The 24,068-nt window shown below is 43.7% G+C and carries 21 protein-coding genes, 2 pseudogenes and 1 other annotated feature; of the genes and pseudogenes, 4 read left to right on the top strand and 19 right to left on the bottom strand.

Annotation, left to right across the window (positions count from 1 at the left end; translation table 11 throughout):
* The 16 genes and pseudogenes from ABFX15_RS11880 to ABFX15_RS11955 form a co-directional block, all read right to left on the bottom strand.
* On the bottom strand, positions 1 to 158 hold a 158-nt coding region (locus ABFX15_RS11880; protein WP_346025628.1), incomplete at its 3' end, for a transposase.
* Between the two features lie 155 nt (positions 159 to 313).
* Positions 314 to 1,465, bottom strand: a complete 1,152-nt coding sequence (locus ABFX15_RS11885; protein WP_346025611.1) for an amidohydrolase — start codon at positions 1,463 to 1,465, stop codon at positions 314 to 316.
* Between the two features lie 61 nt (positions 1,466 to 1,526).
* Positions 1,527 to 1,673, bottom strand: a pseudogene (locus ABFX15_RS11890) (MetQ/NlpA family ABC transporter substrate-binding protein); the annotation flags it as partial.
* 33 nt (positions 1,674 to 1,706) lie between these two features.
* Positions 1,707 to 1,856, bottom strand: a pseudogene (locus tag ABFX15_RS11895) (ATP-binding cassette domain-containing protein); the annotation flags it as partial.
* A 98-nt stretch (positions 1,857 to 1,954) separates the two neighbouring features.
* The gene (locus ABFX15_RS11900) at positions 1,955 to 2,173 is read right to left on the bottom strand and encodes a hypothetical protein (RefSeq protein WP_346025612.1); all 219 of its coding nucleotides are present in this window, start codon (positions 2,171 to 2,173) and stop codon (positions 1,955 to 1,957) included.
* Between the two features lie 65 nt (positions 2,174 to 2,238).
* Positions 2,239 to 2,515, bottom strand: a binding site (T-box leader).
* A 60-nt stretch (positions 2,516 to 2,575) separates the two neighbouring features.
* Positions 2,576 to 3,772 (bottom strand): cation:proton antiporter, encoded by a 1,197-nt coding sequence (locus ABFX15_RS11905; RefSeq protein ID WP_346025613.1) that lies wholly within the window; start codon positions 3,770 to 3,772, stop codon positions 2,576 to 2,578.
* A gap of 56 nt (positions 3,773 to 3,828) precedes the next feature.
* Entirely contained in the window at positions 3,829 to 4,476 is a 648-nt protein-coding gene (gene pcp / locus ABFX15_RS11910) for a pyroglutamyl-peptidase I (protein WP_346025614.1), read from the bottom strand.
* Positions 4,477 to 4,668: 192 nt separating this feature from the next.
* Positions 4,669 to 5,772, bottom strand: coding sequence for a hypothetical protein (locus ABFX15_RS11915; protein WP_091266445.1), 1,104 nt, complete (start codon positions 5,770 to 5,772; stop codon positions 4,669 to 4,671).
* Between the two features lie 212 nt (positions 5,773 to 5,984).
* The gene (locus tag ABFX15_RS11920; RefSeq protein WP_091266442.1) at positions 5,985 to 6,197 is read right to left on the bottom strand and encodes a heavy-metal-associated domain-containing protein; all 213 of its coding nucleotides are present in this window, start codon (positions 6,195 to 6,197) and stop codon (positions 5,985 to 5,987) included.
* Positions 6,198 to 6,233: 36 nt separating this feature from the next.
* On the bottom strand, positions 6,234 to 8,711 hold the full coding sequence (locus ABFX15_RS11925) for a heavy metal translocating P-type ATPase (RefSeq protein WP_346025615.1): 2,478 nt from the start codon (positions 8,709 to 8,711) through the stop codon (positions 6,234 to 6,236).
* 79 nt (positions 8,712 to 8,790) lie between these two features.
* Positions 8,791 to 9,216, bottom strand: coding sequence for a CopY/TcrY family copper transport repressor (locus ABFX15_RS11930; RefSeq protein WP_346025616.1), 426 nt, complete (start codon positions 9,214 to 9,216; stop codon positions 8,791 to 8,793).
* A gap of 456 nt (positions 9,217 to 9,672) precedes the next feature.
* On the bottom strand, positions 9,673 to 11,124 hold the full coding sequence (locus tag ABFX15_RS11935; RefSeq protein ID WP_346025617.1) for a UDP-N-acetylmuramoyl-L-alanyl-D-glutamate--2,6-diaminopimelate ligase: 1,452 nt from the start codon (positions 11,122 to 11,124) through the stop codon (positions 9,673 to 9,675).
* A gap of 74 nt (positions 11,125 to 11,198) precedes the next feature.
* Entirely contained in the window at positions 11,199 to 11,894 is a 696-nt protein-coding gene (gene cuyB / locus ABFX15_RS11940; protein ID WP_346025618.1) for a cysteate racemase, read from the bottom strand.
* Between the two features lie 110 nt (positions 11,895 to 12,004).
* The gene (locus ABFX15_RS11945; protein ID WP_346025619.1) at positions 12,005 to 13,195 is read right to left on the bottom strand and encodes an SH3 domain-containing protein; all 1,191 of its coding nucleotides are present in this window, start codon (positions 13,193 to 13,195) and stop codon (positions 12,005 to 12,007) included.
* Positions 13,196 to 13,265: 70 nt separating this feature from the next.
* Positions 13,266 to 13,988, bottom strand: a complete 723-nt coding sequence (locus ABFX15_RS11950) for a TraX family protein (RefSeq protein WP_346025620.1) — start codon at positions 13,986 to 13,988, stop codon at positions 13,266 to 13,268.
* 163 nt (positions 13,989 to 14,151) lie between these two features.
* Entirely contained in the window at positions 14,152 to 15,498 is a 1,347-nt protein-coding gene (locus ABFX15_RS11955; RefSeq protein WP_346025621.1) for a M20 family metallopeptidase, read from the bottom strand.
* Between the two features lie 356 nt (positions 15,499 to 15,854).
* Between ABFX15_RS11955 and ABFX15_RS11960 the strand changes: the two genes are divergently transcribed.
* Positions 15,855 to 17,261, top strand: coding sequence for an MATE family efflux transporter (locus tag ABFX15_RS11960; RefSeq protein WP_346025622.1), 1,407 nt, complete (start codon positions 15,855 to 15,857; stop codon positions 17,259 to 17,261).
* A 127-nt stretch (positions 17,262 to 17,388) separates the two neighbouring features.
* Here ABFX15_RS11960 and ABFX15_RS11965 read toward each other — a convergent pair whose 3' ends face one another.
* Positions 17,389 to 18,960 (bottom strand): Mur ligase family protein, encoded by a 1,572-nt coding sequence (locus tag ABFX15_RS11965; RefSeq protein ID WP_346025623.1) that lies wholly within the window; start codon positions 18,958 to 18,960, stop codon positions 17,389 to 17,391.
* A gap of 53 nt (positions 18,961 to 19,013) precedes the next feature.
* Entirely contained in the window at positions 19,014 to 20,198 is a 1,185-nt protein-coding gene (locus ABFX15_RS11970) for a carboxylate--amine ligase (protein WP_346025624.1), read from the bottom strand.
* 504 nt (positions 20,199 to 20,702) lie between these two features.
* Between ABFX15_RS11970 and ABFX15_RS11975 the strand changes: the two genes are divergently transcribed.
* From ABFX15_RS11975 to ABFX15_RS11985, 3 genes are all read left to right on the top strand, one after another.
* Entirely contained in the window at positions 20,703 to 22,079 is a 1,377-nt protein-coding gene (locus ABFX15_RS11975) for an MATE family efflux transporter (RefSeq protein ID WP_346025625.1), read from the top strand.
* Between the two features lie 289 nt (positions 22,080 to 22,368).
* Entirely contained in the window at positions 22,369 to 22,743 is a 375-nt protein-coding gene (locus tag ABFX15_RS11980) for a GntR family transcriptional regulator (protein ID WP_346025626.1), read from the top strand.
* Between the two features lie 2 nt (positions 22,744 to 22,745).
* Positions 22,746 to 22,967 (top strand): ATP-binding cassette domain-containing protein, encoded by a 222-nt coding sequence (locus tag ABFX15_RS11985; protein ID WP_346025627.1) that lies wholly within the window; start codon positions 22,746 to 22,748, stop codon positions 22,965 to 22,967.
* A 37-nt stretch (positions 22,968 to 23,004) separates the two neighbouring features.
* Here ABFX15_RS11985 and ABFX15_RS11990 read toward each other — a convergent pair whose 3' ends face one another.
* The gene (locus ABFX15_RS11990; RefSeq protein WP_204669990.1) at positions 23,005 to 23,904 is read right to left on the bottom strand and encodes an SDR family oxidoreductase; all 900 of its coding nucleotides are present in this window, start codon (positions 23,902 to 23,904) and stop codon (positions 23,005 to 23,007) included.
* Between the last annotated feature and the right edge of the window lie 164 nt (positions 23,905 to 24,068).

Below are 24,068 nucleotides of genomic sequence, written 5' to 3' on the forward strand. Positions count from 1 at the left end.
TCGATGAGAGTGATGTTGTAGTTTGTACTCATTCTTAGAAACATATCTTTGGCGTAATCTGAAACAGGGGGCGTGATGACTTTTCTTCGATACTTTATAACTAAGACAAGGCGGTAATACATCGAGAAGACTGAATGATTGTTGTTGTCCAATTCCATTGATGTCACTTCCTTTCTGTTGATTACCACTGAATAAAGTATACAACAAAAAGGACAGATTAACCACTTCAAGCTATCGCTTGACCGAAATTCATCTCCCACTTTCACTGGTGCTTCGCACCCATACGCTTAGAAGTGGGAGACTTCTTTCGGAATTACGTTAAAGGCAGACCTCTTTCATCTATATCGAATTGCTCATGATGATGGCCGTACCAGGTATCCGGATCATCCAGATTCCTGGTCCCTACCCTGGCATAAACTCCTGGGGCTTCTGCCAGGAAATCAGCAAAGTCATCTGCCCCTAGACTTTTCGGCTGACTGGTGATGACCCGCTCTGCTCCGACGATATCTGCAGCAACCCTTGCCGCACGTGCTGCCGGCTCTTCAGCATTGATAAGTGGTGCTGCAGCATCATAGTTTTCAAACGTAATCGAGGCCCTGTGGGATTCAGCCACATGCTTTGCAACGCGCTCAACTGCTTCCAGTACAAACTGTCTCGTTTCATGACTGAATGTACGCACGGTTCCTTCCAGTTCAGCGTGATTAGCTACAATATTATAGCGTGTCCCTGCATTCAATACCCCGACCGCGACAACGGCGTGATCCAGAGGGCTGATCTCCCTTCCTACGATACTTTGAAGTTCAACGGTTATGGCAGCCGCAGCCAGCAAGGCATCCACTCCTTTGTCAGGCTGAGCAGCATGTGCACTTTTTCCCTGAACATTGATCTTGAATATATCACATGACGCGTTCGTCGCTCCAGGAACGGATACGATACTGCCGACCGGGACACTGGAATCCAAATGAAGACCGAATACCTGATCAGTGTTTTCAACGAATCCCCCTTTAACAAATTGACGGGCACCTGCCCCTATTTCTTCAGCCTGCTGAAAAGCCAATTTGACTGTTCCTGAAAAGTGAGCTGCCTGTTTTTTAAGGATTTTCGCTGCGCCAAGAAGGGCTGCCGTATGTCCGTCATGACCACACGCATGATGTAGGCCAGGATTTTTCGATTTGTATGGCTTCTCTTTGGCGTCTTCCAACTCCAGCGCATCGATGTCCGCACGGAGAAGAATGGTTTTTCCTGACCCTTTCTGCCCTGTAATCGTTCCGATTGCACCTGTTTCTCCTACTGATTCGTATGGGACACCAAGTTTATCCAGCTCTTCTTTGATTCGTCTGATCGTTTCATACTCTTTTAAGCTCGCCTCAGGATACTGGTGGAAGTAGCGTCTCAGTGCGATGACCTCATCTGCTCCGGCCTGCACGTCTTCTCTGATTGATATTTCCGTTAATACACTGCTCATTTTTATCCTTCCTTTCACTCATTAAGATAACGGTTTTCAACTCGCTCGTAAACTTTTCAGATTAATCCCAGGCAGGTACGGATGAGCCTTTGGACGTTTCTTCAATGACTTCTTTGGTGTCTTCCGCCTGATAGGCTTCAACTACTTTCTGATAAGCTTGATTATCGGCATCTTCTTCTCTTGCAACAATGATATTGACGTATGGATCGGACTGCTCATTGACCGGATCCAGTAAGTTTATAGTTCGTCCCAGCGTACTTTTTCCGGCTCCGCTGTATCCGACGATGCCGTAAATATCGCCCTTTTCGACGGTCAACGATACATCCTGAACCGCCTTTACAGTCTGTTTTCTATCCTCAAAAGTCACGTCTATATTTTTCAGCTCAATCATCTGTCTCCCCCTCTTTATTTCAAAAAAAAACGTCCGTCCCCAAGACCAGGTTAAACTGATCTTAAGGACGGACGAAAAGCCCGTGTTACCACCTTGATTCAAACCAGCCTTACGACTGATTCCTTTAAAAGCACCCCATGAAGGCGATGCTTCGGCGCTGTAGTGGGCGCACCCATGGCAGCCTTATGTCTGATGTTCTGTTTATCCGACACTCGGTACCCTGCTTCGAGTCCATTTTCCACTTGCTCAAGCAAACCTGCTCTCACCTGCCCAGGCTCTCTGTTGTTGCTGTCTTGTAAGTGTACTTTACTCTTCATTGCAGTATATAGCTATTTAATTGTATAAAAAAACGTCCTTAAAAAAATCTTTATACAAAGACTCTTTTAAGGACGACTCATAATTAATGATTATCGTGTTACCACCTTAGTTTGCATGACCGTCTCCAGTCATGCCTCTGCCAGTACACAGGGCGTCAGTGTTGATTCACTACTCCTGTAGACTGCGTCACTATAACGGGTGAACCCGTAGCACGCTTACCCGACCGGGATCACCTGCTCCAATTCCAAGACCATTTTCCATTTATTCTTTCTTACCTGCTCCCACCACTACAGGCTCTCTGAGAAGACGTCCTAAATGTACTTTTCTTTTCACACTGTTTTCTTCTGTTTTTCTCATTTTCAAGAACTTGATTATTACTATACTTACTTCAGAATACTTTGTCAAATCTTTTTTGAATTTTTATTTTTTCCTTTAGTCAGCAGTTTCGGAGCAGTTGCATAAATCGCCGCTGCACCAAGTGGCGCTGTGACAATGATAGATAGGACAGCCAAGGCTAGAATCGTCGCGCCCTGACTTGCACCCATAGCCAGAGGGATCCCACCCATGGCAGCTTGAACAGTAGCTTTAGGCGTGTACGCAATCATGCAGAACAGTCTTTCCTTTTTATTAAGTGGGGTATTCATTGTTGCAAACCAGACACCGATGCTGCGTCCAACCAGTCCAAGTGCGATGATTAATAGACCGGTCACCCCTGCTTCCAAAGCCACCTCTATATTCACTTCGGCACCCACCAGTGCAAAAAGTAAAATCTGCAGGAAGATCCACAGCCCGGCTAGAGACTGGGTAAAGTGAGCTGTATGATTGGGGATGCGTTCAAGCAGAATAAAGCCTAGCGTCATGACTCCTAGAAGACTGGCAATCCCGACATGCTCGCCCCATTCAACAAACAAAATCGCTGCAGCTAAAAGCAGCAATAGTTTCTCGACGTATTTCTTATCGAACTGCTTGAACAGGAATGTCGCCAGAAGAGCAATGACTGCCCCACCCATCATGCCTGCGATTATACTGAACGGAATGGAGGCCAGCTCAAAAGCAATCGATGTATCCTGGCCACTGGTCCCCAGTCCAAGAAAGAAGGTAAACAAGGTAATGGCAAATACATCATCAATTGATGTCCCGGCAAGGAGCAAGGTCGGAACCTGTTTGTCTTCCCCGTATTCTTTTTCTTTCAGATCGAGCATGCTCGGCACAACGACTGCCGGGGACACAGCGGCTATAATGAACCCGAGCATTCCGGCTTCAGCAAATGAAAAGTTAAGCAGATAATACGCCAAGGCAGTTATGGTCAAACCTTCGAGAAAGCAGGGAATACTGCTGATTTTCAAGGCGATCGTTCCAACCTGCTTGATTTGATCTTTTTTAATACCCAAGCCGGCTCTCAGCAGGAGGACGATCAGAGCAAAGGTTCGTATATCCTGAGAGACGGTCAAAAGATCGCTGTCCAGCCAGTCCAGGACATATGGTCCTAAAGCCATTCCGACAAGAAGCATCCCTATCAACGGCGGCAGTTTAGTCCTGGAGACAAGTTTCCCTCCTATGTATCCAAATAATAATAGCAATCCAATTCCAGTAAGCATACTTACCTTCTCCCGCTTATGTACGAGAAGAGAGTGAACCCTTCTCTTCCTTCTCTTTAGTGAATCGTCCCACCCGTTTCTTTCATATCCTCTTTACCATGATACATGACGATCGCTTCGATTCCCACAGTTAATGCCCGGATAATATCTTCAAGATGCATAGACGGTAGATTCGGCTTGTCTACGACCTGCTCCGGGATGAAGGGAACATGGACGAATCCCCCGGTCTTTTCTGGAAAGTCCTTTTCGATGATGTGGAGCAGCTGATACATGATATGATTGCAGACAAACGTTCCGGCACTGTTTGACACACTCGCCGGCACACCGGCCTGCCTCATTTTCTCTACCATGGCTTTGACAGGAAGCGTGCTGAAATAAGCTGCCGGTCCATCTGGCTGAATCGGTTCGTCGATCGGCTGATTGCTCTTATTATCTGGAATTCGGGCGTCATCTATATTGATTGCTACACGTTCGGGCGTAACACTGTAACGTCCTCCAGCCTGCCCGACACAGAGAATTACATCCGGATCAGTCTCTTCAATTTTTTCCCTGAGAACTTCTGAAGAGTTATGAAACACGGTCGGCAGTTCCATAGTGATGATTTCAGCTCCTGCAATTCCCGAATCCAATCGTCTGACTGCTTCATATGCCGGATTTATTTTCTCTCCTCCAAAAGGATCAAATCCCGTCACTAAAATTTTCATATTATCTTTCCTTTCTATCTGATTACCCTGATAGCTAATATCCTCTTAGTGTAAGCCTATATTATTTTTTATCCTGGTTATACACTTTTTTTGTTCAAACTCGTCGACCGGCACGTCTGGTTCTGTTCACGACTCTAGAAACGTCAAAAAGACAGCCGGCAATCGCGTCAGCTGTCTCCCCTTTTTGCCTGATCAATAAAGCGTACGTCTATCCGGATCGATACGTTTCCATTGAACCGTTGTATCCATATTTTCCAGTTTAACTACCTGTGTACACTGATACGTGCGGTACCATGACTTGATGTTAGGCGTCATGCTGTTGATGACACGCTCAATGTTTGCCCCTTTAGGTGTATTCCAGTTTTCCGGAAAAGATAAATTGATGACTGCTTTCCCCTGCTGATGGACTACATTGTATTTCCCTTTCAAGAACCCGGCTTCTCCTGAAGGAACGATCTTGAACTCCCCGTAAATCGGTCGGCCTTCTTTGACTTCCTGATGATTAGGGAATGCCGGATCGAAGGTTACTTCTACAGGATTAGTTTCGTGATCCACGGTGATACGCTTAAGTTTATATAAATCATTTTTCGTTGTTTCATAAAGATAGGTATTATGTTCACCTCTAGCAATGCCATCCTCATCGATCTGTACCTGTTCCAGAGTATATCTTCCAGCTTCATTAAAATTCGTAACGACCGAATCAGTCGAGAATTCAACATAATAACGCGCCTGAAAGTCTTTGGGAAAAGCAAAGGGATCGACTTCGACTACCTGTCCGTCGATAGACAGGAAAATTTCAGTATCTCTTTTTCTGGCGAAGTCAAAATTATACAGGAAAAAGAGAGGCATAGAGTGAGGCTCCTGGATATGATTCCCTACAGACGGGAGCCAGGTCAATGGTTTAGTGTCCTTGTCAACTCTTTCATCGACATAGAGCACGATACGGCGCCCCAATTTGTCGTTGAAAACAAAGCCGGCATCCAGCTGACCGTTGGCATGTTCAAAATAGCCTTCATCAAACTCCACAGTGTACCGTTCCTTTAGACCTTTACCGCCTATAGACAAGATCTCTTCGTCTTCAGAAATAGTCAACGTATCCTGTACATATGAGTCTCTGTATCCATCAGTACGCCAGGCAAGAACTCTGAACCCTTCCCCCCATGGTTCTCCGCTAATATAATGAAGTTCGAAGGCCTCATATTCACTATCCGGATTTTTATGAAAATGAATCATAGCCATTTTTTTGATGGGTGATAATTTGAATCTAAATGGTACGTATGCTTTACCTTTTTTCATTCTTTCACCTTCTTTAAAAGTATCTAGTTTTAGTTCAGCTTATAGTTTTCCATTTATCAATCTGATAGAGATGATTTAATGATACACTATTTTTTAGTATCTGTAAGCAATTTTGACTGAAAGAATAACATTTTTGAAAGTGTTCTCATATTATAAAAAGAAACAGGCTGTCCACATTGACGCTTTATGGACAGCCCTCAGACTTTATTTTATTAAGAGGTAACAGAAACAACAGTGTATGTGGTATCAGCTAAAGCTTCTTTGAGCTTCTCTTCAGATACTTCCGTCCCGGAAACGATTTCTGCTTCTTTGGTATCCAGTTTTACTTGTACTTCCTGAACCCCTTCGACCTGTGTGAATGCAGCTTTTACTGAATTCGCACAGCCATTGCAGTTCATGCCTTCTACTATTGCTGTATATTTCATAAATAATCTCTCCTTCAAATTTATACGATTTACTGATTAACTAGCCTGTGTCCAAGTTGGTGCAAACTTTTTAAGTCTCAAGGCGTTCAGCAGAACTGAAACAGAACTGAAACTCATAGCAGCTGCCGCAAATACCGGATTGAGAAGTGGACCACCCAGCAGGAACAGCAGGCCCATGGCAATCGGAATACCAATTACGTTATAGGCGAAAGCCCAGAACAAGTTCTGCTTGATATTCTTCAATGTTTCCTTACTTAGTTCAATAGCCGTCAGCACTTCTTTTACATCGCTTCTCATCAGAACGACATCGGCAGACTCTACAGCAACATCCGTTCCAGAACCGATTGCAATACCGATATCGGCCTGAGCCAGCGCCGGTGCATCATTGATACCATCCCCGACCATGGCTACTTTCTTTCCTTCATCCTGAAGTTTTTTCACCTCATTGGCTTTGTCTTCCGGAAGCACATCACTCAGTACACGGTCGATACCGGCAAGTTGAGCCACTGCATTAGCGGTACGAGTGTTGTCACCTGTGATCATCGCTACTTCGATTCCTTGCTTCTGAAGTAACTGGACTGTTTTCACACTATTTTCTTTTAGTGTATCTGCGACAGCGATAATCCCTGCAATCTTTCCGTTGACTGCCAGATACATCGGTGTTTTTCCTTCATCCGCAAAAGTATCTGCCTGTGCTTCAATCTGATTATACTCGAAAGACTGTTCCGTCATCAATTTTTTGTTCCCGAAATAAAGGCGTATGCCGTCCACTTCAGCTGTCAGTCCCTGACCCGGAATGGCTTCAAAATCAGTCGCCTCCTGCAGCTTCAGGTTCTTTTCTTCTGCTTCCTTAACTATTGCTTCACCTAATGGATGCTCACTGCCTTTTTCTGCAGAAGCTGCCAAAGCTAACAGGTCTTCTTCTGACCAGTCAGTGCCTTCAGTAACGAAGACATCCGTCACAACAGGTTTTCCTTCAGTCAACGTCCCAGTCTTGTCGAAGACAATAGTCTGGACATTATGAATCGTTTCCAGTGCATCCCCGCTCTTGATCAGCACCCCATGTTCCGCTCCTTTACCCGTTCCGACCATGATTGCAGTTGGAGTCGCCAGACCCAAAGCACATGGACAGGCAATAACCAGAACGGAAATTAGAATAGTCAGAGCAAAAATAAAGCTCTGGCCAGCTACAAGCCATACCAACCCGGAAATGAGGGCCAGGACCATAACGATCGGTACAAAATAGCCGGTAATAATATCAGCCAATTTGGCAATAGGCGCCTTTGACCCTTGAGCTTCTTCGACCAGCTTTATGATCTGGGACAAGGTGGTATCTTTTCCAACTTTAGTTGCCCGATAATCAATCGATCCGTTCTTATTCATGCTGGCACCGATGATGTCGTCCCCTTCACTCTTTTCAACTGGCATGCTCTCCCCTGTCAGCATGGATTCATCTACGGATGTCCTCCCTTTTATGATCACACCATCTACAGGCATTTTCTCTCCCGGACGAACGCGGACAATATCTCCTGGAGAGACGCTTTCGACCGCCACTTCCTCTTCTTCGCCATTATGAACGATGCGGGCTGTCTTCGGTGCCAGATCCATCAGCTTCTGGATCGCCTCAGACATTCTCCCTTTGGAGCGCTCTTCCAGATACATGCCCAGTGTATGGAACGCCAGAATCACAGCCGCTGTCTCGTAGTACAGCATCATCGCCAGATCTGCTCCATCCACTATGATTGCATAAGTGGCAGCTACACTATATACGAAGGCAGCTACCGTCCCAAGCGAGATCAAGGAGTTCATGTTAGGATGTCCTTTCGATAAGGTTTTGAACCCTTGCTCAAAATACGAACGACTCAGCCACATCACAGGAATCGTCAAGATCAACTGAAGCAGAGCGTAAGGAATCGGATTAGCCATGTGATCGATCGGTCCTGGAAGCATGATGCCGATCATCGGAGCCATTGATACGTAAAAAAGTGGTACGGTAAAAATAGCAGTCCAGATGACTCGACGCTTGAGCACCTCTTCTTTCGACTCACTCGCTTCTTCTGTAGGTCCGTCTACCTCTACTTCATCCTCTTCTTTCGGGATAGCTTTGTATCCCGTCTGATTGATCGCATCTTCTATGTCTCTCACAGAAAGTTTAAGCGGATTGTATGTGACATTCATTTTTTCTGAGGCCAGATTGACTGACGCCGAAACCATCCCTTCAAGTCTGGATGCCGTTTTTTCTACGGTCGCAGAACATGAGGCACAGGTCATCCCTTCGATATTAAAGGTTGCGTTGACAGCCTGAGGCATGACTACAGTATAACCAGATGCATCGATCTCCTGTTCCAGTTCTTTCGGATCAAAGCTTGTTTCATCTACCTTTACAGTCAGTTTTTCGGAAGCCAGATTGACTGATGCTTCGACGACACCTGAGACCTTTCTAGCCGTCTTCTCTACAGTCGAGGCACATGACGCACAGGTCATGCCTTCGACCGGATATGATTTTAAATCCATTATTTTCTCCTCCTGATTCGGTTTTGTTCTTAATGAAACGAGCGCAACTATCCAGTTGTCTTATTTCTCGCTCACTCTTTTAACTACATGTACACTGGCCGGTAATGCATCCACAGGCTACCACTTCAGGAGCATTCTCTTTTTTCATTTGAATAATTTTTTCCAGCGATTCCAGGTCCTTAATGCTAAGTGTTCTGCTCTCAAGCATCATTTCGATAAGCTCGCCTACTTTTCTAGTACAGACCTGGTTCAATAGATGCTCTGATGCTTCCTTCAGACTTTCATCTTCTGTAACAGCTGGCGAGTAGTCGTACTGACGACCGTTCTGCGCCGTTGTCAGCATCCCTTTTTTCACCAGACGTCCAATAAGTGTCTTTGTAGTAGCTAGTTTCCAGTCTTTCTTTTCATTGAGGATACGGCTGATTTCCTTGCTTGTAATGGGATGCGTCGTCCAGACGACTCTCATTACTTCCCATTCTGACGGGGAAATTTGTATGTCCTTCATCTTACCCCTCCTATGATTACAATTGTAAACGTTGGTTCGTATTTATAGTTTACAATTGTAGTCTATAGATGTCAAGGTTTTTTTTACCTCTCTTATAATCTTTAGTAGCTGATCTGTTTTCAGATATATAATGTCCAGAGATTAGTTATTTTTAGGATTACTCTGTTTCATTAAGTAGTCAAAACCCGTTTTAACGGGTTCTCTCCTCTCAAACTTAAAGCATAAAGTGATTGCATTTGAACTCAGTTACGATTTTCCATTCGAGTTCCGGGGCTATCGCGTTTGCTCCTCAACTCAGGTTCGTCTCTTCTTCGAGTTCCACTGCTAGCCCGTACCCAGTCTGTATTACCCCCCCTTCCAGACAGACCAACTTCAACACTCATCCCAGAAAGGCATAGAAAAAAAGTTTACCTTACCCTGGTCAACTGACCTGTGATGGAAAGATAAACTCTCAGTTTAAAATGAATAATAGTCTACAAAGTAGTCGATTGTCTCTTTATCCGTATGGGTGGAGAGGTTAAAGGTGCTTGTGTACTTTTCATGTCCTTTTCCTGTAAGAATAATAAGCGTCTTTTCTTCTGCTTCGTCAATGACTTGTTTGACGGCCATCGTCCGGTCCATGATTACCTTCACTTTATCTTCAGGATGCTTCAGTGCCAGCTTCATATAGCTGTTTTTCATGATCTCTTCCGGTTCTTCATTCAGATCATCCAGTGTCATAAGAGTGCAGTCGCTTCCTGAAACGGACGCATCGAACATTTTCTCACGTTTGGAATGATCACGACTGCCTCTGAAGCCAAAAATATGGCATATTCTATGATCAGGATACAAGCTCCTGCATGTTGATAAGACTGCCTCTAGCGCTTCAGCCGTATGCGCATAGTCAATGATCGCCTTGACGTCATCCTTTATTGTATACACTTCAAACCGTCCTGGAATAGGCTCGAGGTCTTTGATCATTTCATTCAGATTACTGATATCATGTCCTATATCTTTCACTACAGTTCCTGCCATGGCTAAGTTGAGCAGATTGTGCTTGCCTGGTAACGGCGCATCCACTTTAACTGTCTTCCCATCCATCAGGAGTTCGCTCTCTCCTTCAGCACGGAATGTAAAATGAGTGTTCTCCTCATCTGACTCTCCTACTGTCAGAACCTCTATGTCCTCTTCGAGAAGAAGGTCTTTCAGAGTTTTCCCCCATGTGTCTTCGATATTGATGACAGCTTTCCCTCCGGGTTTAAGAAATGAAAACAGCTTCTTTTTTGCTGAAAAGTACTCTTCGATTGTTTTATGATAGTCCAGATGGTCATGCTGGAGATTGGTGAACAGACCATAATCGAAGAGCATTCCTTCCATCCGGTGCTGCTGCAGACCTTGTGAAGACACCTCTATTACGACTGTTTCGTCATCTGATTCAGCCAGAAATTTCTGAATTTCCGAAGCGCTTGGAGTAGTTAATGAACTGTCCACCCGTCTGCCGTTCACTTCATTAAATACCGTTCCAAAGAAGGAGACCGTATAACCTGCTTTTCTCAGCAGATGCGTAGTGAAGAGCCCCGTCGTAGTTTTACCATTCGTTCCGGTCACTCCAATCACTAACTTACTTCTTGAAGGATAGCCATAATAACTTGCAGCCAGTGTTCCGAGCATTTTTCTGGAATCTTCCACCTGAACATACGGGACAGATAACCCCGTCACAGGTTTCTGCCCGATGATCATAGCTGCCCCATTATCAATAGCCTGGTCAATGAAATCATGTCCATCTTTCTGAAATCCTTTGATGGCGACAAAAATTTCTCCTTCGCTTATTCTGTCTGCCCGTTCATTGATTCCTGCTATTTCAATAGTATTCAGATCATCATCTGTTTCGATACCTTCAATCTGATGTATTATTTCTCTCCATTTCACTTTAAGATCTCCTTAATTTACCTATACTCTTACGCAGACGTGTATTATCACTACAGCATTCTACGATTTGTTTTTTATCTTCCTGTCAGCATCCTCGCTGCCGCTCTCATCGGATCGATGAAAGGCACACTCAGATCGTCTGATCCCAGGACCAGTTCCACTTCTGTGCATCCCCCAATGATCAGCTCGCAGCCCATCTCATCGATCAGCTGATCCGCTGCTTCTTTAAGCAACTGTTTTGGATACTCGCCGTTGTTTCCCTGTTTGATTCCGTTCTCACCGAAAATTGCCCGCATGACTTTCTCTTCCTGTACCGACTGATCGGGGAATAGAACGGATTTGCTTTTAATGTACGTTTGAAAAAGTTCTGTTTCTTTCGTTGCTGTTGTAGAAAGCACGCCTATTTTAGTAACAGAAGCAAAGTTATCCGCTAAATACTCATCTAATCCTTGAAGGACATGATAAAAGGGAATGGAAACATGCTTCTGTATTTCTTCATGAAAGTAGTGCGCTGTAATGCAAGGCATAGCCAGTACAGTGGCCCCAGATTTTTCAAGATTCTGTGCTGTATTTATCATTTCAGATAGAGGAGATTCTCCCCCGTACAGAATGGCTTTTGTTCGGTCAGGTATTTTCGGATTACTGTCAATAATCACACGATAATGATCCTGATCTTTAGTGACCTCGGTTTCTTCGATGATTTTTCTAAAGAAACTGGCTGTAGCAAGCGGGCCCATCCCTCCCAGCACACCGATTACATTTGGTTCCATATAATTAGTTTCACTCTTTTCATTAACTAGTATTTGGGAACTGACTTCAGATTTTCATTTCACCTGTTTTTACTGGCCTTCTAAATTGTTTGTACTCAAAACCAGCAGTCTCAATCAATATTTTCCTGCACATCCTGCCATTTAGGCTGACTATTGATTGTCCGACTGATATCGAAATCTCCTGTACTGGCATCCGGACCTAGTAGTTCAAGAATATCCAGGTCATTGAAATGCCACCATTCTGAAGCAAGAGGAGTGAATCCTCCTCCAACCATATATTCCTGCAGCCTCACAGCATGCTCAGACGCATCAGGATGAATGTCCAGTTCACGCCATCCATCCCGATCCAACGAGCTTATCGGTTCCTCAAAAATAGCTGAATCGACACTCAATTCGTGCATCGGGGTGTGCATCTCGTACTCAGTATAATCAGTCACTTCCATAAACAGGTAATCCCCAACTACACGCTCAGAAACCTCGTTCACCTGAGCCAGACTGATATCTACAGCTGCTCCCCGGTTATGATTGGAGATACCTGAATGAATGAACCAGCCGATACTCCAAGGTGCCTCTGTCACACCCGCTCCTACTTCTTCATTTTCTTCAATAAGTTCTACCAGAGATTCTCTGACCAGCACACTGTTTTCTTGTGAACGAAATGACTCATAAAGGACGAGTGTTTCTCCATTCAGCATAGCAAGCTGCTGAGCCTGAAACAGTTTCTGCGCCGTACTGTATAAAATTGGAAATATAAATTCTTCTCTGTTCAGACGGTCGTTGAAGTCGATCATATTACTGATCGACTCTCCAGTGACATCCGGGATCTCAATATAGGAAGACATGAATAGCGAGGAATAGCTGTTTGCATGATCATAGACAATCGAGGGGGCAATATCAGGCATATTGATAAATGCTGCCTGGTGTCTGATCCAGCCTTCCTCGTTTTCCGTTCTGATCATCCACCAGTCTTCATATTCCGCTCTTATTTCAAAGGGCGTTCCAGGCAGCAGAACAGCAAAAATTTCAGAGGTGGGGTCCGGCGCCCCGTATAGATCTTCTTCTATTGATGTATAGCCGGCTGCTCCAATTACAGGCAGTTCAAACACATCATTATAGAATATAGGAAGTGAAGGGGGTGTGTCCACAGGATCTTCTACAACTTGTTCTCTCTGCCTTTCCTGTTCTTCCTCCTCAACATCGTTCGTACTAAGTGTTCTGCTTATCAGGAAAACTATTCCGGCTACTATCAGCAAGCTTAGAAGTGCGATAACAGTTTTCAATACGGTTTCTTTTCTGTTCAAATTCTAAACTCCTATTTCCCATTTTTAGGCATCGGGTCCAGCTCGTCCTGACTATAGACATTGACTTTGGTCATCCCATCAGCAGTCTGATTGCAAAAAGCAGCAGCAGATGAAGGGGATAGAACCAGTAGAATCCCCATTTAGTAAAGGCATTACGCATGCCAGGTTTATTGTTGTACCACCAAAAAAAAGGAATGGTCAGCAGTACCCCGAACCGGTAGCTGGCATAGAGACCCATGTCCTGCAGTCCGGGTAGAATGTAAAAAACTAGTGCAACTAGCACAAAGATAACAACTTTCAGTTTAGGATACTCCCTGAAGAGACCAAAAACAATGATCCACAAAACCCCGATATAGTGCCAGTTGGAAGGCATCGAGAAAATAAAGACCATGCCCAGAAGAGTCATTCTCACTAATACATTCCAATCCTCTTTTGTTATCACGGCTAGTGCAATGACTCCCAGCATGAGAGTCCAGATTACACTTGTAGCGCTGAACATTCCAAGTCCAAAGTACAAGTTATATGGCACATGAGAAACGATTGCAAAAATAAACAGCCTGAAAATGTATCTCTTTTTGTTTGATGTATAATGATGCCCTTCAGCTATTAAATAACAGATCAAGGGCGCAGCCAGCCTTCCCGCTAGATGGGCAATCCAGCGTTCGGAGCTGCCGAATTCAGTGACAAGGCGAGAAAAATGGTCAACGAACATAGCGACTATTGCTATAATTTTTAATGTATTGGCATTAACCTCTATATTCTGAAGAGGCAGATAAATCGATTTTTCACTCATTTTAAACACTCCAGACCTGAAACCGTGCAATAATATAATAAAATTACAAAAACATACAACTAAAAACGTAATATTATTATAGTATCATTATAAAACGAGAGAAAGCGATATGTCCCAAAAAAAGTCAAACTGTAATCTGATTGTCAATAAATTTTAAGTCTAGTCAGTTCACACAAGCTAGACGAAAAATCGCTTCTGAATAAATATCCATGGCAGTATAGAAGTCGTCCAGAGTAATATGCTCATTTTCCTGATGGGCCAGACTTTCCTGCCCCGGGAAATGAGCGCCGAAAGCAACCATGTTAGGCATCGCTCTTGCATAAGTCGCTCCTCCAGTTGACGTCGGTTCTGAATCATCACCTGTTTTGTCTTTATAAAGGTCGAGCAAGGTCTGAACCAGGTCACTTTCAACTGGGACATGGAGAGACGGCAAATAATCGAATTCCTTGTATTCTAGGCCGTATAATTCTACGGCTTCCTTCAACGCTGTTTCGATTCTCTGCTTATCGTGCGTGACGGGGATACGTATATCCAGCACCACTTCAGAATAATTATCATTGATTTCAAGCTTACCGACGTTGAGCGTGAGCTCGCCGGAGATATCATCTCTAACTTCTCCGAACAGAGTGAAGCCGTTTGTTTCCACTCCTATTTTTTCTCCGATGAATGAGACTGCCGGATGAGGCTGGAAACCTACCAGTCCTTTTGCGAGAAGGGCGATCGCGTTTTTTCCATCCTGAGCCTGACTCGCGTGCACACTTTTCCCATGTACAATGATTCTATTATCTTCTACTGTGTAAGGCACATCCATCTGATCAAACACTGCAGAAAGCTGGTCGACTTGACCATCCGAATACTCAGCAGTATCCGGTACAACATTTGGTGATTCTCCGCAGTGGACCTCCATTTTTGCTGCACCAGGTCCAGTCAGAGTGACTTGAAGCAACGCTTTTTCCGCATAAGTAAGAGGAAAGGTCCCGTCAGGCACAAATCCAAGGTCCGGCATCGTTTCATGCGCTTTGTACATTTTCATGCATCGCCACAAGGTTTCTTCATCAGTTCCGAAAATAAAGCGGACTTTTCTGCTGAAGGTCTCTTCAGCATCGATAAGAGCTTTCAATGCATATAAAGCAGCAATCGTCGGACCTTTATCGTCTTGAGTTCCCCTGCCGTAGACCGCACCATCCTGCTCTGTTGCTGTAAACGGATCACTATCCCATTTTTCTTTGTCTCCTTCAGGCACGACATCCAAATGGCAGAGAATACCTAACGTCTCTTCACCGTCTCCATAATCTGCATAGCCGTAGAAGCCCTCAGGATCATAGAAGGTATCCATCCCCAGCTTGTCACAAATGTTGAGCGTTTCTTTCAAAGCTGCATCGATGCCTTTTCCAAAAGGAGGAAAAGATCGTTCATTCCCGTTGGTTGTATTGACAGACGGAATATTTATGAGTTTTTTCAGTGCACGCAGGCTATCTGCTTTTATCGATTTAGTTATTCGTTCATTCATTGACGGATCCCTCTTCTTCTATAATATACTTGCTACTTGCACTTCTTAAGTTATTTGTGCTGCTACTTCTGTGATCCTATGTACCGTGGCTTTATGGTCATACAGATATTATCAGCTTACTAATTATATGGTCAAAACGAGTATAGCAAAATCTTTCATACATTCATACCTAAGTTGCTTTATCCGCTTAACTTTAAAGGTCCCTACATATTTTAAATTATTTTGTCGCTTTCTATTGTAATTATATTTTTTCTGGCTATAATTACTGGGTACTTAATTTAATTATACGGAATCGATGACGCGTAAAAAGTGACACTTTGTCATGCGCTGTTCATTTACAGCTAGGAGGATGACATGTGAAAAAAGACATGACCCAGGAAAATCCGGTGAAACTGATTATTGGATTTATGATCCCTTTATTAATCGGTAATTTATTTCAGCAGCTCTATAATATGGCGGATGCCTTCATCGTGAGTCAGACGATCGGAGTCACGGCATTTTCTGCCATTGGCTCAACTCTCAGTCTCCAGTTTCTGATACTTGGACTGGCGATCGGGATTACAGCCGGGCTGGCGGTGATCACCGCTCAACGTTTCGGTCGTAAAGATGAAAAAAGCCTGAGACAGAATCTGGCAACCAGCCTGATAATCAGTGTAACTATCGCTGTGGTACTGACTATACTGACGACGACTTTTACTGAAGAAATACTTACGATCATGCAGACGCCTGAAGAAACCTATGCGTATGCCTACGATTATCTGAATGTCCTGTTCAGAGGAATCGGTGCAGTGATCATGTTCAACTATCTGGCCAATCTTCTGCGTGCCATTGGTGACAGCCGAACACCGCTTTATTTTCTTATCATTACTTCTCTTCTGAACATCATTCTGGATTATACCTATATCCTGGTGTTCGATCTCGGTATCAGAGGGGCTGCTCTGGCGACGGTAACTGCTCAGATCACCTCAAGTGTGCTATGTCTGCTTTATATATGGAAGAAAGTGCCCATTCTCAGAATTCATAAGGAAGACTGGAAACTCAGTGCTGCAGAATTTAAAGAGCATCTACGAATCGGTCTGCCTTACGGTTTTCAGTATTCGATTATCGCAATCGGTTCTGTGGCAATCACCATCACATTGAACCAGCTGGGAGCTACTGCAGTGGCTGCCTATACAGCTGCTCAAAAAATCGATGCTGTTGCTGTCCTTCCCCTGCAGTCCTTCGGGGTGACGATGTCCACCTATGCCGCTCAGAACTACGGTGCCAGAAAACTGAATCGTGTCTGGTACGGTGTCGATAAAGCTGTAAAAATGAGTGTCGTCTACAGTATCGTGATCGGTATTCTACTGATGATATGGGGACGAAATCTGGCAACCTTGTTCGTCGGTGTTGATGCCCCTGCGGAAGTTTTACGCATGATTCAGTTCTATTTCCTGTCGAATTCTACATTGTATGCTGTCCTGTCTGTTCTTTTCATATACAGACACACGCTTCAAGGACTTGGAAACAGCCTGGCTCCTACTGTTGCCGGTATAGGTGAACTACTGGCGCGTATAGGTGCAGCAGCCTTCCTGTCCATCCCGCTAGGTTTCATAGGTGCTGCCATTGCCAATCCGCTGGCCTGGTTTGCGGCCTTCGTTCCTCTGGTAATGGCATACCGCTCAACTAAACGAACCTTGTCCGGTCGCATGGCCATCACTCTGGAAGAAGAAAACGACATGTCAGATCTGGAAACGACTTTTGCTTCCTCAAAATTAAAATAATTCACCAGTAGGAATTAATTTCCAGTGTATAAAGCAAAACCGAAAGATCTTTTGTCCAATGTACAAAGGTTCTTTCGGTTTTTTTGTATGCTCCTGATGAAGGGATTCACTAACCCTCAATGCTTTACTATTTACGTTCCTTATCAAGGAAGGATTCATCTATTCCAGCTACTCTTTGAGTCAAGGGCTTCAGCACCGATTCTTTATCGAGTTCCGGTCTCATTTCAACCAGCTGATGAAGAATATATTTGGCTCCAAAGTCCATTCCCTGTGCCCCGCCAAGAAGGATGACATCCCCTTTCTGTACTTGCTTCAGACTTGACTGGAGTGCATCCGGCATTTCCTTGTGCAGTTCGATTTCCACACCAACTTTGTCCATTTCTTCTTTAAAGGCTTCAAGCTCTTCAGGAAGTACATCATCTTTATCAATGACATGGGATTCGCTCAGAGATACAATAACTTTTTCCAGACCTAATTTAGGCGCCCACTTAGCTAAAGCCTCAGCATTTTCACGGTTAGTTGTCACACCACGGCTTCCTCTGATCGCATAAACAATGTGAAGTGTCTTGTAATCCATCTTGGTCAAAGTCTCAAGGGTAACATCTATGTTCCCTGCATTTGCAAAATGATCATCCACGATCTTAAAATCATTTTCATATATGAACTGGAATCGACGTTCAACACCTTTGAAATTGCTTATTCCGGACTGTATTGTCTCAATGTCCACGCCACTGATTAGACCGATAGTGACCGCCGCCATTGCATTATACACAGAGTGATAGCCTGCTACAGACAAGTCTATTCTGAAACTGGTCTGTTCAATCGTCCTGCCCGTGATCGTCTTGAACGGTTTTCTAACTTCCACTCTAAAGGAGCCTCTCCCGCTCGCAATATCCAGATCTGAGCAGTATAAGTGCCCGGAATCATCTTTCAAGCCGTAAGTCACTACGTAGGCCTCTGTCTGACTGATTAAGGATGCCGAATAGTCATCATCAAGATTTAAAACAGCAAACTGACCTGATCCGGCTTCTCTGATCAGACTTGCTTTAGCATTATAGTACTCTTCAAAAGAGCCATGTAAATCAATATGCTCCCGACTGATATTGTTCAGAGCCACGATATCAAAATCCACATTCCCTACTCGACTTAGGTCCAGCGCCGAAGAAGATACTTCCATAGTGACATGAGATATATTTTCCTGTCTCATTTTTGCAAAATATCCATGAAGATCCAGAGACTCAGGCGTCGTCAGCACACTCGGTACAACAGTTTTTCCGTACTTGACCATGACTGTCCCGATAAGCCCAGTATTCAGCTTGTTCTCTTCCAAAATAGAATTGGTCATGAACGAAGTAGAAGTTTTTCCATTCGTCGCTGTTATTCCGATCACTGTGAAATCTTTCGATGGGTGATCATAGTAACGGTCCCCAAGTGCAGCCAGAGCCTGACGGCTGTTTTCTACCTTATATTGAGGGACATCAAGATCAGGAATAAAACGTTCGACAACTAGAGCCGCAGCCCCTTGCTCCACAGCTTTTGTAGCATATTCATGTCCATCAGTCTGATACCCTTTAATGCAGACAAACAATGTGCCGGACTCGACCTCTCCAGAGTGATAGGCTATTTTATCAATCTCAACATCGTTTTGATTTATAGAATCGATGAGTGTTATCGATTCAAGTAATTCTGATAAGCGCATGTATTGTTTCTCCTTTTTAATAAGCTGATCCTTGACAGCTCACTCACTTTTTCTTAAAACAGCTTCTTCTTCACTTTACCCAAAAGAACACCTAGATAAGCGAATCCTGGTCTTGGATCTTTACGATCCCATATTGCTCCCACTCGTTTATCTGTGTACGTTTTAGCAATTTGACCGACTGACAGCTGCTTGGACGCCAGATATGCTCGTGTGGCATGTAAGTCTTCATACATGTAGTGGAAGCCGTATCCTGTCGTTTCCTCCAGAGTCTGCTCTCCTATCGGTTGTCCTGTCAGTTCTTTGTATGCCAGCAGCGGCATATTGAAGCCCAATTCTGCAAGCATCTGATTAAAGTTCGTGGTCCGGGCATTGATTTCAATCAGGTAATATTCTCCTGTCTGCTCGTCTTTCTTGAACTCAATTTCCGCAAAACCTTTATAGCCGATACCTTCGAGGAACGGAATGCCTATTTCTGCCAGTTCCGGTACATGAGTCTGCTTGATGTAAACAGACGCACCGAAGTTGATCGGGTACTGCCTCTGCTTTTGTGCTGTCAGCCAGTGTGTCACTTTTGCATCCTGGTTCAGGTAAGCATCAAAGGTATACATATGATCGTCGAACCCCTGAATGAGCTGCTGGACAGCGACATCGATATTTTTTTCCTTCACTGCTTCCAGCTTTTCAAGAAGCTCTTCTCTATTATTGATTTTAAACAGCTTGCGTCTGAATGTAGAAACGAAGGTCGACGAATCGAACGGCTTGATGATGCATGGGTATCCCAGTTCGCTTTCGACTTTTTCAATGAGGTGTTCATCATCTGTGCTGAAGCTTTTCGGTACACGTACATTATGCTCTGCCGCCAGCAGATACAATTTGTCCTTGTCGATGATATCGCTCCAGAAGCCCTTCTGGGTCTGGTTGAACAAGTAGTATTCTTTCAGTTCATCAAAATATTTATCGATCAGCAGAACAAACGGGTCTGCCGTGGGATACAAAACTGGCTTGTGTGTCTGCTTTTTAGCATATGCAATCAGAAAGTTCTTGAACTGTTCTGCCTCTTTTTCATGGTGAGGGGCAATCACTCGCTCAGATAAATACTTTGATTTAAATGCATAGGCGCCTTCTTCCTGATAGTGGACCCCTGTTACATGAATCCCCTGCTGTCCTAGACATCTGATGATGCTTAACCCGATATAATAATTGCACCCTAAAACGACCGCTTTATGATCAGTCTTCATTCCTATTCACTCTTTTCATTAATGTCATGTCTTTTCAATTCTATTTTTAGTATGTGTGACTTGAAAGTCATTATATTTCACTGTGTTATTCAGTTATCTTACCAGACTATCGAGGCTTTTACCCAGCCTCTTGTTCCAGAATTCATCAGTTATCATTATAACACACTGAAAATCATTTAAAAAAGAGAGTGTTTTCCTAATTTCATAACGCTTTAATTCCTTTTACTGCTCCTTAATCCATCTGACAGATTAATCGCAAGGCCGGTTCATAATTCGTCTACATTTAAAGCAGATTCCCGAATCCTTCCATGAAAGCGATGAGAACGCAGTCACTGTGGCATTTTGTACGTGTTCAACAAATTGTCACAACTATCTGACCTAATCCCTTGCTTATTTTTTATAAGTACCTATACTAGTCAAAAGACTCATCAATGGAAAACAGATGAAAACAATTACTATAAGCACTTTTAAACATGTTTTGCCATTATACAGGAGGAATTATTTATGAACAAAGATATGACTAAAGGAAACCCACTGAAACTAATTTTACTTTTCACGTTTCCATTAATAATAGGAAATTTACTGCAGCAGCTGTATCAGATGGCGGATACGTACATTGTCAGCCAGACGATCGGTGTCAATGCCTTTGCTGCTGTCGGGTCAACCAACAGCATCAACATTCTGGTCTTGGGACTGGCCATTGGATTAACTTCCGGACTGGCCGTTCTGACTGCCCAGCGTTTCGGAAAAAAAGATGAAAAAGCGATCAGAGAAAACCTTGCCGCCAGCGTGATCATCGCAGGTACGGTGAGTGTCTTGCTGACCATTCTGTCACTTGTTTTCCGACGCAATATTCTAGAATTCATGAATACACCACAGGAACTGTTCGGGTACGCTAATGACTATCTGACTATGATGTTCGCGGGACTAAGCGGAGTTGTTCTTTTCAACTTGGTATCCAACCTGCTTAGAGCAATCGGAAATACAAAAGCGCCACTTGTCTTTCTAGCCATTTCATCAGTGCTGAATGTTATTTTAGACCTTGTTTTCATCCTGGTCTTCGATATGGGCGTCGCAGGAGCCGGGCTGGCAACAGTCATCTCACAGTTCGTTTCAGGCGTGATCGGTCTCGTTTATATTCAAAAAAATGTCCCTATGTTCAGAATTCATAAAGAAGACTGGACTGCCGGATTCAGACAGATCAAAGAACATGCTTCTATTGCTTTCCCTATGGGCTTCCAGACATCACTTATTGCCATCGGTATGATAGCTGTTACTATGACTTTGAACACACTTGGACCTGAAGCTGTTGCTGCAACGACTGCAGCTCAAAAAATCGATGCCCTGGCTACCAAGCCTCTTATGGCTGTCGGTGTCACAATGGCCACTTATACCGCACAGAACTATGGTGCCGGAAATCTGGACCGTGTATGGGAAGGTGTACAGAAAATAATGAAAGTGACATTAGGCTACAGTGTTGTAGTCGGTGCGCTGCTGGTCATTTTCGGACGACAGATTGCTATGCTGTTCGTCGGACCTGAAAATATCGAGATCCTTAACATGTCTCGCCTATACTTCATGACGAACTCGACATTCTATGTCTTCCTGGCTATCCTGATCGTTCACCGCTATACACTTCAGGGATTAGGTAAAAGTACTGCCCCAACTCTTGCCGGACTGTTCGAGCTGTTTGCACGTGTCGGAGCTGCTCTGATTCTGTCACAGTCACTGGGCTTTGTCGGTGTGGGGCTGTCTAATCCGCTTGCCTGGGTCGCAGCGCTGTTCCCTCTACTGGGATCCTACTACGCATTCAAACGTCAGCTGACAGGTGCGTCAAAAAAACCGATTCTATCCGGAAAATTAGCACGGTCAAGTAAATAATGCCTTCACCGGTCTCTGTTACTCCTTTGAGTGACGGGGACTTTTTTTCTACATCAAAAGTGCGAGGTGACGAGCAAGGATAGGCATTGTAAATAAATGCAAAAAAATAGTTGACACCTGAATTGTATTAAGCATATAATACACTTTGAACAGTGAGCCAGAACTGACGGCTCTACTTTTTTTACACCTAGTGTATTACCTGCTTAGTACACACGGTACATTACCCTCATGCCGTCTATCCCAGCACTACGGATTGATTCATGAGTACCAGTCGAAAGGAGTCCTGAGTTTGAGTGTAACGTTTAATAAGCGTGACCCTATCTATCTTCAGGTCATGACCCATCTAAAGAAACAGATTGTCTCAGGTGAGCTGAAACCTGGGGTTGAAATGCCGTCGAGGCGCCAGCTGGCCAATCAGCTTAAAATCAATCCGAACACCGTTCAGCGGGCCTACAGCGAAATGGAGGAACAGAGATTGATCTTTACAGAACCGAATAAACCCAGCCGGATCAGTGAAGATCCGAATGTGCTTAATCAGTTGAAAAAAGAATGGCTGAACCAGGCGATCACTCGCTTCGTTTCCGCTATAGACCCTATCGACATGGATCTTGAAGAACTGATGCCCATGATCGAACAGGAACTTGCAAATAGAAAGAAGGCTTAAAAATGATCGAAGTTAAAGATATCCATAAACAGTTCGGACGGAAAAAAGTCCTGAACGGCGTGTCCTTTACGATCGAAAAAGGAGAAATCAGCTGTCTCGTCGGCGTGAACGGGGTCGGTAAAACGACGATCCTGAATGCCATCATGAACCTGACCCCTGTTAAAAAAGTTAGATCATTTTCTGATGTGATCTTCAACAATCGCGCCTCGTTCGTGGGGCATTAGGTGCTGTTATGCGATTACCCTTCCATTTATTTTATGTTTATCCATTCAAGAATGAAGTATGCTCTTTAACCCATTGAGAATATGTTTTTAGAGGTCTATTAATAATATTTGTAATTTCAGAGTTAAATTCAACTGGGTTATTTGAAATGGATTCAAGTACTCCTAATCTGTGAGAGATTTCATACTCATCAAGCCCTTCCTGGCGGAAGTATTCAAAAGCCTCATCTGAGGTTAATTCTTTGAATTTTATTTCTTTATTTAATACTTCACTTAGGATTTTTTTGCGCTCCAAAGGGCTTATAGAATGCCCATAAACATGCAGTGTTTTATTAGATAAATTGACTTGTTGAAGTTCTTTAGAAATTACGAATGCTAAATCTTCTTCATGGATCAGAGGGACTTTTGTATGAACGTATGGCTCTTGAATTAGGCTATCTTCTCTTATATGTTCTGCCCAACTTTTACCAGCTGAATAATGGTCTCCAACCAGAGTAGAAGCCATAATATTTGAAGGAACAATACGCGTATGTTTAATCTCCGAACGCTCAACTACCACATCAATAGCTAACCAATACCAGCTGTCGGGGGGAAATTGAATTTCTATTTCAGGACCATGTGAAGATAATGTTACTATTTTCTTTACACCAGCTTCTTTAGCCATATTTACAGCTTCGTAAACAGTTTCCGGAATAGCTCCTGCGAGAAATACTGCATCTATATTTTCAAATGCCAGAGGAGTATCGTCAGGTTTCGTAATGCTTCCATTTATGACCTTAGCTTCTTTTGGCCAGTTTTTACTTTGCGATTTATTTGCAAGTATGTGGACATCGAAGCCTTCTTCAATAAGCTGCCTCGCAAGATGCCGAGATACGAATTCATTGGGAATAGACCCTGGATAATCCACAAAGGGGGTTACTGTCAGTAATATTTTCTTCATTTAATACCTCACTCCTTATAGAGTTAGAGACACCTAGGAAACTATAGATGCTCTATATAAGTGGATTTAGGGTTTTCTCTTTTGAGTTTTCCCTCCACTTATTTTCTTTTTTTAAATTTTTTCACATTTTTATGCTTATTACTTGACTTTTGGTTTTTGCCTAC

This window comes from Alkalibacterium indicireducens (assembly GCF_039522005.1).
Taxonomy (GTDB): domain Bacteria; phylum Bacillota; class Bacilli; order Lactobacillales; family Carnobacteriaceae_A; genus Alkalibacterium; species Alkalibacterium indicireducens.

Excerpts from the sequence above, each read along its gene's own strand:
- ABFX15_RS11920 (WP_091266442.1), bottom strand. The coding sequence starts at position 6,197 with ATGAAATATACAGCAATAGTAGAAGGCATGAACTGCAATGGCTGTGCG.
- ABFX15_RS11965 (WP_346025623.1), bottom strand. The coding sequence starts at position 18,960 with ATGCGCTTATCAGAATTACTTGAATCGATAACACTCATCGATTCTATA.
- ABFX15_RS11925 (WP_346025615.1), bottom strand. The coding sequence starts at position 8,711 with ATGGATTTAAAATCATATCCGGTCGAAGGCATGACCTGTGCGTCATGT.
- pcp (WP_346025614.1), bottom strand. The coding sequence starts at position 4,476 with ATGAAAATTTTAGTGACGGGATTTGATCCTTTTGGAGGAGAGAAAATA.
- ABFX15_RS11975 (WP_346025625.1), top strand. The coding sequence starts at position 20,703 with ATGAACAAAGATATGACTAAAGGAAACCCACTGAAACTAATTTTACTT.
- ABFX15_RS11930 (WP_346025616.1), bottom strand. The coding sequence starts at position 9,216 with ATGAAGGACATACAAATTTCCCCGTCAGAATGGGAAGTAATGAGAGTC.
- ABFX15_RS11970 (WP_346025624.1), bottom strand. The coding sequence starts at position 20,198 with ATGAAGACTGATCATAAAGCGGTCGTTTTAGGGTGCAATTATTATATC.
- ABFX15_RS11885 (WP_346025611.1), bottom strand. The coding sequence starts at position 1,465 with ATGAGCAGTGTATTAACGGAAATATCAATCAGAGAAGACGTGCAGGCC.
- ABFX15_RS11915 (WP_091266445.1), bottom strand. The coding sequence starts at position 5,772 with ATGAAAAAAGGTAAAGCATACGTACCATTTAGATTCAAATTATCACCC.
- ABFX15_RS11990 (WP_204669990.1), bottom strand. The coding sequence starts at position 23,904 with ATGAAGAAAATATTACTGACAGTAACCCCCTTTGTGGATTATCCAGGG.
- ABFX15_RS11900 (WP_346025612.1), bottom strand. The coding sequence starts at position 2,173 with ATGAAGAGTAAAGTACACTTACAAGACAGCAACAACAGAGAGCCTGGG.
- cuyB (WP_346025618.1), bottom strand. The coding sequence starts at position 11,894 with ATGGAACCAAATGTAATCGGTGTGCTGGGAGGGATGGGCCCGCTTGCT.
- ABFX15_RS11905 (WP_346025613.1), bottom strand. The coding sequence starts at position 3,772 with ATGCTTACTGGAATTGGATTGCTATTATTATTTGGATACATAGGAGGG.
- ABFX15_RS11950 (WP_346025620.1), bottom strand. The coding sequence starts at position 13,988 with ATGAGTGAAAAATCGATTTATCTGCCTCTTCAGAATATAGAGGTTAAT.
- ABFX15_RS11955 (WP_346025621.1), bottom strand. The coding sequence starts at position 15,498 with ATGAATGAACGAATAACTAAATCGATAAAAGCAGATAGCCTGCGTGCA.
- ABFX15_RS11985 (WP_346025627.1), top strand. The coding sequence starts at position 22,746 with ATGATCGAAGTTAAAGATATCCATAAACAGTTCGGACGGAAAAAAGTC.